The sequence below is a fragment of the Pseudomonas sp. 11/12A genome (genome assembly GCF_000800055.1).
Lineage (GTDB): Bacteria > Pseudomonadota > Gammaproteobacteria > Pseudomonadales > Pseudomonadaceae > Aquipseudomonas > Aquipseudomonas mohnii.
Window position 1 is genome coordinate 1,392,151 of record NZ_JUGV01000001.1, and the last position, 13,468, is coordinate 1,405,618.

Consider the following 13,468-nt stretch of genomic DNA (forward strand, 5'->3'; position numbering starts at 1 on the left):
GCTGATGGAGAGGGCCATGAATAAAAAACGGCTCAGGCCCGACGCGCCATCAGCAACACCGAAGCCGCCGCCGACAGCAGCCCCGCGCAGCAGCGGTTGAAGAGGCGCTTGCCCGACGGCTTGGCGAACCAGCGGCGCATGTGCAGGCCCATGTAGGCGTAGGCCGCGATGGCGATCCATTCCAGTATCAGGAACAGTGCACCCAGCACCGCGAATTGCGGGGTGATGGCGCGGGTCGCGTCGACGAATTGCGGCAGGAACGCGGTGAAGATCAGGATCGCCTTCGGATTGCCCGCCGCCACCAGAAACTCTTGCCGGGCCAGCGCCAGCATCCCCACCGGAGCGCTGGCCACCACGTTCTCCACGCCGGGATCGGCACGCCACAACTGCCAGGCCAGGTAGAACAGGTAGGCCGCACCGAGAATCTTGATCCCGTAGAACAACAATTCCGAGGTTTGCAGCACCACCGCCAGACCAGCCGAGGCCAGAGCGATCATCCCGGCGAATGCCAGCAGGCGCCCTAGGCCGGCCAGGCACGCGGTGCGATAGCCGTAGCGGGTCGAATTGCTCACCGACAGCAGGTTGTTCGGGCCGGGCGCCATGTTCAGGGCGAAGCAGGCCGGGAGAAAGAGGGAGAGGGTGGCGAGGTCCATGATGGGCTCCAGTAGCGAGAGCGTATTTTTATCACAGCGCTTGAAGGGGGCGCCCCGTACAGTCATGGACCTAAAGTGCCGTATCAGTGGCTAGCGGGAGAACTTTTTTGCTCCGGCCACGCAGAGGATCACCGCGACTGTCACGCCAAGCATCCCAAGGCTGACCTGTTCGTGCAGCAGGGTCGCCGCCAGCGCCAGGCCAAAAAACGGCTGCAGCAATTGCAGTTGGCCGACGGCGGCGATTCCGCCTTGGGCGAGGCCGCGATACCAGAACACAAAGCCGATCAGCATGCTGAACAGTGACACGTACCCCAGGCTGAGCCAGGCGGGCGCGCTGATGTTGGCGAAGGTCGCGGGCACTCGCCACCAGGTCACGGCTGCCATGATCGGTAGCGCCAACACCAGCGCCCAGGAAATCACCTGCCAGCCACCGAGCGTCCTGGACAGCTTCGCGCCTTCGGCATAGCCAAGGCCGCAGGCCAGGATTGCCAGCAGCATCAAGAGATCGCCTTGCGGTGCCGCGGTCAGTCCCCGGGACGCGGCGAAACCGACGACCAGCAGGCTGCCCAGCACCGAGAACACCCAGAACACTGGCCGGGGCCGCTCGCCACCGCGCAAGACCCCGAACACCGCAGTCGCCAGCGGCAACAGGCCGACGAACACGATGGAGTGTGCGGACGTCACGTATTGCAGCGCCAGTGCCGTCAACAGCGGAAAGCCGACCACCACACCCAAGGCCACGATGGCCAAGGGCAGCAGTTGCTGGCGCGCGGGGCGCTTTTCCTTGAACAGCAGTAACAGGCACAGTGCCAGGATCGCCGCGAGCGTGGCGCGGGCGACTGTCAGGAATACCGGATCGAACTCCAGCACCGCCACCCGCGTCGCAGGCAGCGAGCCGCTGAAGATCAACACGCCGATCAGGCCGTTGATCCAGCCGCTGGCGTTGCTTTGCAGTGACGGGTGTTGCAGGTTCGAAGTCCGTTCCATTTCGCTCTCGCTCAGAGTCTGGTTGCACGAAAGCCATCCTATGACCGACTATCGGTACAATCAAAAAATTGTCATGGATACATCTCGACATGCCTCGCTCCCGCTACAAATCCCTGGTAGACGCCTTTGCCGCCGACATCCGCGCCGGTCGCCTGTCGCCCGGTACACGCTTGCCGACTCACCGGCAACTCGCCTCCGAGCAAGGCTTGGCGCTGGTCACGGCCAGCCGGGTGTACGCCGAACTTGAAAGCATGGGCCTGGTCAGTGGCGAAACCGGGCGCGGCACCTTTGTCCGGGAGACGTCGCTGCCGCCCGGTCAAGGCATTGCCCAGTCCGTGGTGGCGGCGGGGATGATTGACCTCAACTTCAACTATCCGTCGTTGCCCGGTCAGGCCGATCTGTTGCGCAACGCCCTGCGTCAGTTGGCGTTGTCCGGGGACCTCGAAGCGCTGCTGCGTTACCAGCCCCACGCGGGGCGTTTGCATGAACGGGCCTCGGTGGCGCGGCACCTGAGTGAGCGCGGGCTCAACGTGCCGGCCGAACAGGTCATGATCGTCAGCGGCGCCCAGCACGGCCTGGCGGTGACCCTGATGACCTTGCTCAAGCCCGGCGATGTGATCGCTGCGGATGCGTTGACGTACCCCGGTTTCAAGACGCTGGCCGAAACCCTGCATCTGGAGCTCTTGCCCATTCCCGTCACGGACCAGGGGCCTGACCTGCCCGCCCTCGAAAAGCTGTGCCGGACTCGATCGGTACGGGCCGTCTACGCGATGCCGACGCTGCACAACCCCTTGGGCTGGGTGATGGCGGCCGAACAGCGGGAGCAGTTGGTGTCGATAGCCCGCCGGCATGATCTGACGATCATCGAGGACGCGGCCTACGCCTTTCTGGCCGACGACGTTCCGCCACCCCTGGCGACCTTGGCGCCGGAAAGGACGGTGTACGTTTCAGGCCTGTCGAAGAATATCGCCACCGGGTTGCGCGTCGGATTTATAGCCGCGCCCGTCCCCTGGGTCGCAGCTTTCGAGCGCACGATCATGGCAACCACCTGGAACACGCCCGGCGTGATGACCGCCATCGCCTGCGGCTGGCTCGATGACGGCACCGTCCTCAAGCTCGAAGCGCAGAAACGTGCGGACGCCCAGGCCAGGCAGGCCCTGGCGCGCAAGGAACTGGCGGGGCTCAGGATCATCAGCCATCCGTCTTCGTATTTCATCTGGCTGCCACTGACCGACGATGCCCGCGCTGACCAGATCGCCATGGCGCTGATGCGCGAGCAGGTCTCGGTCTCACCCGCCGATCCCTTTGCGATCTCGACCCATGTGCCCCATGCGATCCGCCTGGCGCTGGGCTCGGTGGACATGGACTCGTTGCGTCAGGCGCTGGTGAAAGTGAAGCGGGTGGTCGGCTATTACGCCTAGGGGCGGATCTTGCGCGCAGGGCAGTTTTCTTCAATACGCACACCCGCGGGCACTTTACCTTGGGGCCTGGTTCAACTGACAGGAACAGGTGTGCGATGAGTTTGATGATGTCCATGGCGGCGTTTGCGTTGGCCGCTTCGATTACGCCGGGGCCGGTGAATATCGTGGCCTTGAGTTCCGGGGCGCGCTTCGGCTTTCGTGCCAGTCAGCGGCATGTGGCCGGGGCGACCCTGGGCTTCGTGCTGCTGCTGGTGTTGATGGGGCTGGGGTTGCATGAGGTGTTGCGGCTGTGGCCGGCGATGACCCGGGTGGTGCAGTGGGCGGGCGTGGCGTTCCTGTTGTACATGGCGTACAAGCTCGCGGCCGACAATGGACGGCTTGAGGCGAAGGACGCAAACCGTGCCCCGTCGATGCTGTATGGCGCCGTGATGCAATGGCTCAACCCGAAAGCCTGGCTGGCCTGCGTGGCTGGCATGGGCGCGTTTGTCGCCGATGGCGAGGCGCGGCTGGTCTGGCAGTTTGCGGCGGTGTACCTGGTGATTTGTTACCTGTCGGTCGGCTGCTGGGCCTACGCCGGGACTTTTCTGCGCGGCTACCTCAACAACCCGGCGGGCATGCGCTGGTTTAACCGGGTGATGGCGTTGATGCTGGCGGTGAGTGCGGTTTACCTGATTGCTGAATGAGTGACAGGTCTGTTGTGTTGATGAGTATCTGTGGCGAGGGTTCAGCCCCGATACTGCCCCGGCGTCGCCGCCAGATGCTGTTTAAACGCCCGTTGAAAGTGCGCCTGGTCGGCAAATCCCGCTTCCAGTGCGACGTCGGCGATCAGCTTGCCGTGGCGCAGTTGGTCCCGGGCGAACTGGATGCGTCGGTTGACCAGGAAGGCGTGGGGTGTCATGCCGTAATACTGTTTGAACGCGCGGATCAGGTAGGACGGTGACAGCTGTGCCGCTTCGCAGATGTCTTCGAGCTTGAGCATCTGCGTGCAGTGATCGCGGATGAATTCGGCGGCGCGTTCGAGTTTGAAGTTCGGCTCGCGCAGCGGTTGATCGGTCGGGTTGAGGCGCAGTTGCACGTCGCTGAAAAACTCCACGGCCGTGCTCTGCTTGCGCAGCACGTCCTGCTGCGGATCGACCAACACCTCATACAAAGCCTTCAGCCCGTCGAACAGACTGGTGTCGGACGTGTGGGTGATCGCAAATCGGCGAAACGCCAGGTCGTGGCTGAACCCGAGCTGGTGCTGCAGGTCGGTGAGCCATGCGGTATCGACGTACAGCATCAGGTACGACCAGGGCTGGTCGTCGATTGGATTACAGGCATGGACATCGCCGGGGTTCATCAGTACCACGGTGCCGGTGCTGACCTCGAACCGCGATTGCTCGTGGACGTAAGTACTGCGCCCGGCGGTGATTGCGCCGATGGAGAAGTGTTCGTGGGCATGCCGGGTGTAACAGACCTCGCGCCCGTCGGCGATGGCGCGCGCTTCGATGAAGGGCAGGGTGTCATCGCGCCAGAAGCGCGGGGCCTTGTCGGTGGCCTTGGGCGTGGAGAGCTTCATGGTCAATCCTTGGCAGTTCAGCGTCGGAGTGTATTAGCTCTCGCCGTCAAAGGCTCGTTGCAGCTCGGCAATATCGAGTTTTTTCATGTGCATCATCGCCAGCATGGCACGCTGGGATTTTGCCGTGTCGGGGTCTTTGATCATCTCCATCATCGCCACCGGCACGATTTGCCAGGACACGCCGAACTTGTCCTTGAGCCAGCCGCATTGCTGCGCCTCGACCGGCCCGCCCGCAGACAGGCGTCCCCAGAAGTGGTCGACTTCTTCCTGGGTCTGGCAATTGACTTGGAACGAGATCGCTTCGTTGAACGTGAAGTTCGGGCCTCCGTTAAGGCCGGTAAACGTCTGTCCGTCGAGTTCGAAGCTGACGGTCATGACCGACCCGACTTCCCGGCCGTGGAATTCCTGGCCGGCCTTGCCGTAATGGGTGATGGCGGTGATTTTTGCGTGATCGAAGATCGCACAGTAGAACTTGGCGGCCTCTTCGGCCTGGCCGTCGAACCACAGGCAGGGGGTGATTTTTTGTACGTGTAGCATGGCGGGTCTCCCTGGCAGGTTTTTGCAGGCTGGACTATCAGCGTAGCCAGCCTGATGTCGGCCGGGCGTGCCGTAGATCGACAAGTGCTTGCTGCTGTTTTGTCGGATGTAGTCTGTATGACTCCTGATCGAGTCATACAGACTATTTCTTGTGGTAGTCGAAAAGACTCAAGGCCTCGCAGGTGGCTGATTTATAAGGGTCAAATATCTGGCACGGGACTTGATACGACACACGTACCACTGAACGCCTTCAGGAGTACGGAAAATGTTCGACTTCTTCAGCCATCCTCAGAATGTTCTGCATCTTTCCAGCCGCGTGCTCGGCACCGGCCTGGCCATGCTGCTTGCCGGGATTTATGGCGCTTATCTCTATGCCGGTCATTTGCCGATCGTCGCGCTGGTAGCGATGCATGCCATGACCATCGTCGGACCCACCCTGTTGAAAGTCGGCTACGTCATGCGCTTGCTGGCTCAGCATCGGTTGAGCATACCGATGGCCGGGGTGCTGGCCTGATGCGCACATTCGGCGCTGCACCCGTCTTCAGTCTCGGTTTTCGCCCGTTCTTTCTCGCCGGCGCTGCATTTGCCGCGCTGGCGGTGGCCATCTGGGCGCTGTGGCTGTACGGCCGATGGCCCGGCGTTGAACCGGTGGGCGGCATGCTTGCCTGGCATCGACACGAGATGCCGTTCGGGTTTGCCGTGGCGATCATTGCCGGCTTTTTGCTGACAGCGGTGCCGAACTGGACAGGTCGGCGGGGGCTCAATGGCTGGCCGCTGATCGGGCTGGTGCTGGTCTGGCTGCTGGCGCGGCTGGCGTGGCTGATGCCGATTCCTCCTGCGTTGTTGCTGGTGCTTCAACTGCCTTTTCTGCCGCTGCTGGCGTGGGTGCTGGGGCGGGATCTGCTGGCGGCAGGCAAACGCGATAATTACCCGATTTTGCTGATGATCACCTTGTTGGCCGGGTGCCAGGTGATGACGCTGTGGGGGCTCGCGACCCATGACGATGGCCTGCAACGGCGCGGTGTGTTGGCGGCGCTGTGGCTGGTGGCGGCGTTGATGAGTGTGATCGGTGGGCGCGTGATTCCGTTTTTCATTCAGCGCGGATTGAGTCGTCCGCCAGCGCCTGCGGCCAGTCCGTTGCCGACCAGGGTGCTGCTGGTCAGTGGGTTGCTGGTCGCCGTGAGCTTTGCCTTCGGCTTGAATGACGCGCGAAGGCCCTGGTTGTCGTTGTTGTTTGTGCTGATCGGGGCGTTGCATCTGCTGCGGCTGTGGCGCTGGCATGACCGTGGAATGTGGCGGGTGCCTCTGCTGTGGTCGCTGTACCTGTCCTATGGGTGGCTGTTTGTGGCGGTCGTGGCGATGGCGTTGTGGCACGCCGGCCTGATGCCGCAACAGAGCCTGGCCACCCATGCACTGGCGGTTGGCGCCATCGGCGGGCTGATTCTGGCGATGATTGCCCGGGTCAGCCTCGGCCATACCGGGCGGTCGTTGTTGCCTTCCAAAGCGATAGTGGCGGGTTTTTTCCTGATGCTGCTGGCCGGTTTGTCGCGGGTACTGCTGGTGCCGTTTTCCGGGTTGGGGCTGGGACTGGCGGCGTTGCTGTGGTGTTTGGCATTCGGGCTGTTCCTGCTGCGTTATACCGGGGTGTTGCTCAAACCTCGGGTCTAGCGCCGATGTCGCTAAAACTGTGGGGGCGAGCCGGCTCGCTCCCGCACCAGTCCTTGAACTCACTGGGATCAGTCGATTGAGACGGTTTAATTGACCGACTGTCGATAGGGTTCGGCCTGCGGGCCAAATTGCGCTTAGCTGTAAGGGATAACCCAAGGCGCGCGAAAATTCGCTTTACTCCTGCAACCCATCACCTTTCCCAAGACGCGCGCTCTTCAGAACACCTTGAGTCTGAGGACCTTCGCAATGCTGACCCTGAACATCAATGGCAAGGACCAGGAACTGGATGTCCCCGCGGACATGCCGCTGCTCTGGGTCCTGCGCGACGTTGCGCACCTGACCGGGACCAAATTCGGTTGTGGCATGGCCCAGTGCGGCGCCTGCACGGTGCACATCGACGGCGCGCCGCTGCGCTCGTGTATCACGCCCGCGACGGCCGTCGCCCACGGGCAGAAAATCCTCACCATCGAAGGCCTGTCCACCGACGGTTCGCACCCGGTGCAACAAGCCTGGGCCGAACTCGATGTGGTGCAGTGCGGTTACTGTCAGTCCGGGCAGATCATGTCGGCGGCGGCGCTGCTGGCGAAGATCCCGCAACCGACCGACAGCGATATCGATCAAGCGCTGTCCGGCAACATCTGTCGCTGCGGCACCTATCCACGCATCCGCGCCGCGGTGAAACGCGCCGCCGAGTTGAGTTGAGGTGGCCATGGACAGCATCACTGCGTTATCGCGTCGGGGTTTCCTCAAGGGCGCCACGGCGCTGGGCAGCGGCCTGGTGGTGGCGTTTGTCATCCCTGGTGCCCATCGGTTTGCCCAGGGGGCGGACAACCAGGGCAATGTGTTCACGCCGAATGCGTTCCTGCGCATCGGCAATGACAACAGCGTCACTGTGTTGCTCGGCCATTCGGAAATGGGCCAGGGTATCTGGACCGGCCTGACCATGCTGATTGCCGAAGAGCTGGATGCCGACTGGTCGAAAATCCGCGTCGAACATTCCCCGGCCTCGGCCAAGGATTATGGGCTGGCCGGGTTTGGCGGGATGCAAATCACCGGCGGCTCGACTTCGACCTGGATGGAGTTCGACCGCTATCGCCAGGCCGGTGCGGCGGCACGCTTGATGTTGATCGAGGCCGCGGCCAAGCGTTTCAACGTGGCGCCGTCGCAGATCCATACGGAATCGGGGGTGGTCATTGCCGGCGACCAGCGCGCCAGCTACGGCGAACTGGCCGACGATGCTGGCAAGCTGCCGGTGCCGGATCCGGCATCGATCAAGCTCAAGGACGCCAAGGACTGGAAATTCATCGGCAAACCCACCAAACGCCTGGACACCCCGGAAAAAATCACCGGGCGCGCGAAGTTCGGCATGGACGTGCAATTTGATGGCTTGATGACCGCGATGGTCGCCCGGTCGCCGGTATTTGGCGGCAGCGTCAAATCCTTCGAAGGCGCCGGCGCGCTGGCGATCCCGGGGGTGCACAAAGTGCTGCAGGTGCCGACCGGTGTGGCGGTGATTGCCGATCATTATTGGGCGGCCAAGTTGGGGCGTGACGCGCTGACGGTGGAGTGGGACTTGGGGCCGAATACAGGCCTCGACAGTCAAAAACTGCTGGAGGCTTTCCGGAAACTCGCTGCCACGCCGGGCCTTCCGGCCAGTCAGGCCGGCGACACCCAGGCGGCGCTGGCCAAGGCGAGCAAGACCCTCGATGTCGAGTACAGCGTGCCGTACCTCGCGCATGCGCCCATGGAACCACTCAACTGCACGGTGAAAATCACCCAGGACAAGTGCGAGATCTGGACCGGCACCCAGTTCCAGACCCTCGATCAGATGATCGCCGGGAAAATCACCGGGCTCAAACCGGAACAGGTGCAAATCCATACCGAGTTCCTGGGCGGCGGTTTTGGCCGGCGCGCCAACCCGACGTCGGACTTTGTCGCTGAAGCGGTGCAGGTTGCCAAGGCAGCGGGCGGGCCGGTGAAAACCGTGTGGGCGCGGGAGGATGACATTCGTGGCGGCTATTACCGCTCGGCGTTCCTGCATCAGGCGCGGATTGGCCTGGGTGCCGACGGGCTGCCGCTGGCGTGGAAGCATGTGATGGTCGGGCAGTCGATCATGGCCGGCACCTCCCTCGAAGCGGCGATGGTCAAGGATGGTATCGACAAGACTTCGGTCGAAGGCGTTGTGGACAGTCCCTACCTCGAAGGGCTGGCCAATCATCAGGTCGAGCTGCATTCACCGCAAACCGGCATCAAGGTGCTGTGGTTGCGTTCGGTGGGGCACAGCCATACGGCGTTTGTCATGGAATCGTTGATCGACGAGCTGGCGACGGCGGCGGGCAGGGACCCGGTGGAGTACCGTCGAACCTTGCTCAAGGACCATCCGCGACACCTCGGCGTGTTGAACCTGGCGGTGGAGAAAGCCAACTGGGAGGCGCCACTGCCCCAGGGGCATGCCTTGGGCGTGGCGGTGCACGAGTCTTTCGGCAGTTACGTGGCGCAGGTTGCCGAAGTGTCCCAGGACAACCTGGCGATCCGCGTGCATCGGGTGGTGTGCGCGGTGGACTGCGGGATTGCGGTCAACCCGCAGAGCATCGCGGCGCAGATGGAGTCGTGCATCACCTTTGGTCTCGGCTTCACCTTGCACAGCAAGCTGACCTTCAAGGACGGGCAAGTGGTGCAGTCCAATTACCACGACTATCAAGTGCTGCGGCTCAACGAGATGCCGGTGGTGGAGGTGCATATCGTGCCCAGCAGCGATAAACCCGGCGGTATCGGCGAGGCGGGCGTGCCGCCCATGGCGCCGGCCGTGGCCAACGCGGTGTTTGCCTTGACCGGCCAGCGCCTGCGCGAATTGCCACTGCAGTTGTCGGGGGTGTGAGATGAAACGACATCACTGGTTGTTGGGCTCGGTCCTGCTGGTTTGCCTGTTTATCTATGCAACCGAGTTGTTCGCCGATGACCGCGAAGCGTTGAAGGCCTTCGAAACCGTGCAGAAGGTTTTCCAGAGCCCGCGTTGCCAAAACTGCCACATTCCCGGCGATTCACCGTTGCAGTTCGATTCGGGAAAGCCCCATGGGATGAATGTGGTGCGTGGCCTGGATGGCAAGGGTGCCGCGGGACTGCCCTGCGCGACCTGCCACGCCGAGGCCAATCCACCGCCCGGTTACGACCCCAAGGCACCGCCGGGGGCGCCCCATTGGAGCCTGCCACCGGCCGCGCACAAAATGGCCTGGATTGGCCTGCCGCCCGACAAGTTGTGCGCCATGATCAAGGACCGTTCCAGCAACGGCGATCGTGATTTCGCGGCGCTGATCAAGCATGTCAGCGAGGACAAACTGGTGCTGTGGGGCTGGAATCCCGGAGGCAATCGCGAGCCGGTGCCGGTGCCCCACGCTATTTTCGTCGAGCAATTCAAGGCTTGGGCGGACGCGGGAGGGCCCTGTCCGCAGGGGAGCTGACCAACGGTGCGTCAGCCGGGAGTCAAACCGGTTCTGGGCGACTCTAAAGTACAGAGTCGCCACAGGAGCAACTTATGCTGATCCCAGGCAAGACTTACCCGTCAAGTGTTTGCGCAGACCCCTTGCGCACGCCATTGCAGGAACGCGAACTGCTGCGCGACCTGGCCCGCCAGGCTGAGCAGGAACTGATCGGCGTGCAAATGGCGAGCATGGATGAGTTGACACTGCTGTCCAATCGGCACGGTTTCATCGCATTGGCCCAACTGGGCCTGAACGTCTGCCAGCAACTGGACCGGCCGGCGACCCTGCTGTTTTTTAACCTCGACGACTTCAAGCGCATCAACTACCTGTTCGGTCGCGCCGAGGGCGACGATGCCCTGAAAACCTTTGCCGATGTACTGCGCATAGGCTTCAGGGAAAGCGACGTGATCGGTCGACTGGACGGTGCCACCTTCGTCGCTTTGCTGACGGGGTCCAGCGCGGTGGACATCAAGGCGATCAAGGCGCGACTCGAAGAAATGCTCGATGAGCGCAATGCCACGGTGCATCGCGGTTATGACATTCGCTTCAGCATCGGGCAGATCGACTACGACACTGTGCTGCATGGCTCGATTGAAGAGCTTTTGGTTGAGGCGCAAACGGTGTTGGGCCGCTAGACGTGTGTTGGCAGGACTGGCCCCTTCGCGGGCAAGTCCGCTCCCACAGGGTGTGGTTGTACACCGTTCGTGTGAACGATAGACATCACTGTGGGAGCGGGCTTGCCCGCGAAGGCGTCCTCGCTGTCACTGCTTATTTGGCAAACAACTGCCCGATATCCTTGAATGCCTTGAATTCCAGCGCATTGCCGCAGGGATCAAACAGAAACATCGTCGCCTGCTCACCCACCAGCCCCTGGAAACGAATCCCCGGTTCGATCACGAAGCGCGTCCCCAGCGCCTTCAGCCGTTCGGCCAGCGCCTCCCACTCCGCCATTCCCAGAACCACGCCAAAATGCGGCACCGGCACGTCATGGCCGTCCACAGCGTTGGTGTGGGCGGCTTCCTGGGTCGCGTTTTTCGGTGCCAGGTGGATCACCAGTTGGTGGCCGAAAAAGTTGAAATCGACCCAATGTTCGCTGGAGCGACCTTCTTCCAGACCGAACACGCTGCCGTAAAAGTGTCGCGCGGCCGGCAGGTCATAGACGGGAATGGCGAGGTGAAATGGGGAGAGCTGCATCGGGTGGGCCTCAATCTGCTGAATTCAGGCTGAGTGTAGTCCTGTGCTTTTCGATTAAAAGACGATAGTTTTTGCGCCGAGCTCAAATTATTTCGATTAATCGGGGGCCCTATGCTGCGGGAACTGAAAACCTTTATCGCGGTGACGCGTTACGGCACGTTTGCGGCGGCGGGCATGCACATCGGCCTGACACAGTCGGCCGTCAGTGCGCAGATGCGCAACCTGGAACAGGCCCTCGGGATTCGCTTGTTCGATCGCACCGGACGTCAGGCATTGCTCAATGCGGCGGGGCAGCGCGCGTTGCCCATGGCCCGCGAGATCCTGGACACCTTCAGCCGCATGGCAGTCAGCGACGATGTCAGCGAATACCGTGGCGAGCTGAAAATCGGTGCGGTGGCCACGGCCCAGACCGGATTGCTGCCCCAGGCCTTGCTGCGTTTGCGTCAGCAGGCGCCATTGCTGGAGGCAAAACTGGTGCCGGGGGTGTCGCTCAATCTGTTGAGCCAGGTGGACACCGGCGAAGTCGATCTGGCGATCCTGATCAAGCCACCATTCGACCTGCCCAAGGAACTGTCGGCGCAAGTGATTCGCCGCGAGCCGTTTGTATTGATCGTCCCGGCGGAGCTCGAAGGCGACGAGCCGCTGCAACTGCTCGCCGATCACCCCCATGTACGCTACGACCGCAACTCGTTTGGTGGACGCCTGGTGACCCGGTTTCTGCGTGAACAGCAGGTTGATGTGCAGGTGGCGCTGGAGCTGGATGAACTGGAAGCCATCGTCAAGATGGTCGAATGCGGGTTGGGGGTTTCGTTGCTGCCCGAAGCCGGTTTGTGGCTCGAGCATGGGGCGAAGGTCAGGGTGATTCGCCTGGGCGAGTTGACGTTTTATCTGGAGATTGTGTTGTTGCAGCGTTACAGCCAGCGACAGCAGCCGATTCAGCAGCTGTTTGCCAATTGCCTGACACAACATTGACCCCGTAGGAGCGAGCCTGCTCGCGATGGTCGTTAACGATGATGCGTTTTGTCAGGATGAAACACGGTGCTTTGAAGTCCATCGCGAGCAGGCTCGCTCCTACAGGGGAATGCGTGCGATCGAGGATTCACAGGCACAAAAAAACCCGCCTGAAGCGGCGGGTTTTTTATCGGCTAACCGAAGATCACTCTTCGAGGTTGCCCATGGCGGTGGTGTTGAAGCCACCGTCTACGTACATGATTTCACCGCTGATGCCGGACGCCAGGTCCGAGCACAGGAAGGCGCCGGCGTTGCCGACTTCTTCGATGGTGACGTTGCGACGCAGCGGGGTTTGCGCTTCGTTGGCGGCCAGCATCTTGCGGAAGTTCTTGATGCCGGAAGCGGCGAGGGTACGGATCGGGCCAGCCGATACGCAGTTGACGCGGGTGCCGTCCGGGCCCAGGGAGCCGGCCAGGTAACGCACGCCGGCTTCCAGGGAAGCCTTGGCCATGCCCATCACGTTGTAGTTCGGCATGGTGCGCTCGGCGCCCAGGTACGACAGGGTCAGCAGGCTGCCGTTGCGGCCTTTCATCATTTCGCGACCGGCCTTGGCCAGGGCCACGAAGCTGTAGGCGCTGATGTCGTGAGCGATGCGGAAACCTTCACGGGTGGTGGCTTCGGTGAAGTCGCCGTCCAGTTGGTCGCCCGGGGCGAAGCCGACGGAGTGCACGATGCAGTCCAGGCCGTCCCACTTCTTGCTCAGCTCTTCGAAGACCTTGGCGATTTCCGCATCGCTGGCCACGTCGCACGGGAAGCACAGCTCAGGGCTCGAACCCCAGCCTTGCGCGAACTCTTCGACACGACCTTTCAGTTTGTCGTTCTGATAAGTGAAGGCAAGCTCAGCGCCCTCGCGATGCATGGCGGCAGCGATGCCGGATGCGATGGACAGCTTGCTGGCGACACCGACGATCAGTACGCGCTTACCGGCGAGAAAACCCATGTGTTGCTCCTCTCTTTCAG

Annotated in this window: 15 protein-coding genes; 9 read left to right on the plus strand and 6 right to left on the minus strand. The window is 62.2% G+C overall.

Going from position 1 to position 13,468, the window contains the following annotated elements; all coding sequences use genetic code 11:
- Positions 1–32: 32 nt before the first annotated feature.
- Together GQ39_RS06460 and GQ39_RS06465 are read right to left on the minus strand one after the other, a co-directional pair.
- A complete protein-coding gene (locus GQ39_RS06460) occupies positions 33–653 on the minus strand; it encodes a LysE family translocator (protein ID WP_047528271.1) in 621 nt (206 codons plus the stop codon).
- A gap of 90 nt (positions 654–743) precedes the next feature.
- Positions 744–1,640, minus strand: coding sequence for a DMT family transporter (locus GQ39_RS06465; RefSeq protein WP_047528273.1), 897 nt, complete (start codon positions 1,638–1,640; stop codon positions 744–746).
- Positions 1,641–1,729: 89 nt separating this feature from the next.
- Here GQ39_RS06465 and GQ39_RS06470 point away from each other — a divergent pair, with 89 nt between their 5' ends.
- Positions 1,730–3,061 (plus strand): aminotransferase-like domain-containing protein, encoded by a 1,332-nt coding sequence (locus tag GQ39_RS06470; RefSeq protein ID WP_047528274.1) that lies wholly within the window; start codon positions 1,730–1,732, stop codon positions 3,059–3,061.
- 95 nt (positions 3,062–3,156) lie between these two features.
- Entirely contained in the window at positions 3,157–3,744 is a 588-nt protein-coding gene (locus tag GQ39_RS06475; protein WP_047528275.1) for a LysE family translocator, read from the plus strand.
- Between the two features lie 41 nt (positions 3,745–3,785).
- Here GQ39_RS06475 and GQ39_RS06480 read toward each other — a convergent pair whose 3' ends face one another.
- A complete protein-coding gene (locus tag GQ39_RS06480; protein ID WP_047528277.1) occupies positions 3,786–4,619 on the minus strand; it encodes an AraC family transcriptional regulator in 834 nt (277 codons plus the stop codon).
- Between the two features lie 33 nt (positions 4,620–4,652).
- Positions 4,653–5,156 carry a VOC family protein gene (locus GQ39_RS06485; protein WP_047528279.1) on the minus strand — a complete coding sequence of 168 codons (504 nt, stop codon included), beginning with the start codon at positions 5,154–5,156 and terminating at the stop codon, positions 4,653–4,655.
- A gap of 265 nt (positions 5,157–5,421) precedes the next feature.
- Between GQ39_RS06485 and GQ39_RS06490 the strand changes: the two genes are divergently transcribed.
- The 6 genes from GQ39_RS06490 to GQ39_RS06515 all read left to right on the plus strand — a co-directional run bounded on the left by GQ39_RS06490 (position 5,422) and on the right by GQ39_RS06515 (position 10,938).
- Positions 5,422–5,670, plus strand: coding sequence for a hypothetical protein (locus GQ39_RS06490; RefSeq protein WP_047528280.1), 249 nt, complete (start codon positions 5,422–5,424; stop codon positions 5,668–5,670).
- The gene (locus tag GQ39_RS06495) at positions 5,670–6,824 is read left to right on the plus strand and encodes an NnrS family protein (protein WP_047528282.1); all 1,155 of its coding nucleotides are present in this window, start codon (positions 5,670–5,672) and stop codon (positions 6,822–6,824) included. Before GQ39_RS06490 ends, GQ39_RS06495 begins: the two co-directional genes overlap by 1 nt.
- Before the next feature lie 246 nt (positions 6,825–7,070).
- Positions 7,071–7,526, plus strand: coding sequence for a (2Fe-2S)-binding protein (locus tag GQ39_RS06500; protein WP_047528283.1), 456 nt, complete (start codon positions 7,071–7,073; stop codon positions 7,524–7,526).
- 7 nt (positions 7,527–7,533) lie between these two features.
- Positions 7,534–9,702, plus strand: coding sequence for a xanthine dehydrogenase family protein molybdopterin-binding subunit (locus tag GQ39_RS06505; RefSeq protein ID WP_047528285.1), 2,169 nt, complete (start codon positions 7,534–7,536; stop codon positions 9,700–9,702).
- A gap of 1 nt (position 9,703) precedes the next feature.
- Positions 9,704–10,282, plus strand: coding sequence for a hypothetical protein (locus GQ39_RS06510; RefSeq protein ID WP_047528287.1), 579 nt, complete (start codon positions 9,704–9,706; stop codon positions 10,280–10,282).
- Between the two features lie 74 nt (positions 10,283–10,356).
- A complete protein-coding gene (locus tag GQ39_RS06515) occupies positions 10,357–10,938 on the plus strand; it encodes a GGDEF domain-containing protein (protein ID WP_047528288.1) in 582 nt (193 codons plus the stop codon).
- A 133-nt stretch (positions 10,939–11,071) separates the two neighbouring features.
- Here GQ39_RS06515 and GQ39_RS06520 read toward each other — a convergent pair whose 3' ends face one another.
- Positions 11,072–11,497 carry a VOC family protein gene (locus GQ39_RS06520; RefSeq protein WP_047528290.1) on the minus strand — a complete coding sequence of 142 codons (426 nt, stop codon included), beginning with the start codon at positions 11,495–11,497 and terminating at the stop codon, positions 11,072–11,074.
- 111 nt (positions 11,498–11,608) lie between these two features.
- On the opposite strand from GQ39_RS06520, the gene GQ39_RS06525 reads away from it, so the two are divergent.
- A complete protein-coding gene (locus GQ39_RS06525) occupies positions 11,609–12,469 on the plus strand; it encodes a LysR family transcriptional regulator (RefSeq protein WP_047528293.1) in 861 nt (286 codons plus the stop codon).
- Between the two features lie 184 nt (positions 12,470–12,653).
- Here GQ39_RS06525 and fabI read toward each other — a convergent pair whose 3' ends face one another.
- Entirely contained in the window at positions 12,654–13,448 is a 795-nt protein-coding gene (gene fabI / locus GQ39_RS06530) for an enoyl-ACP reductase FabI (protein WP_020799278.1), read from the minus strand.
- Positions 13,449–13,468: the final 20 nt, after the last annotated feature.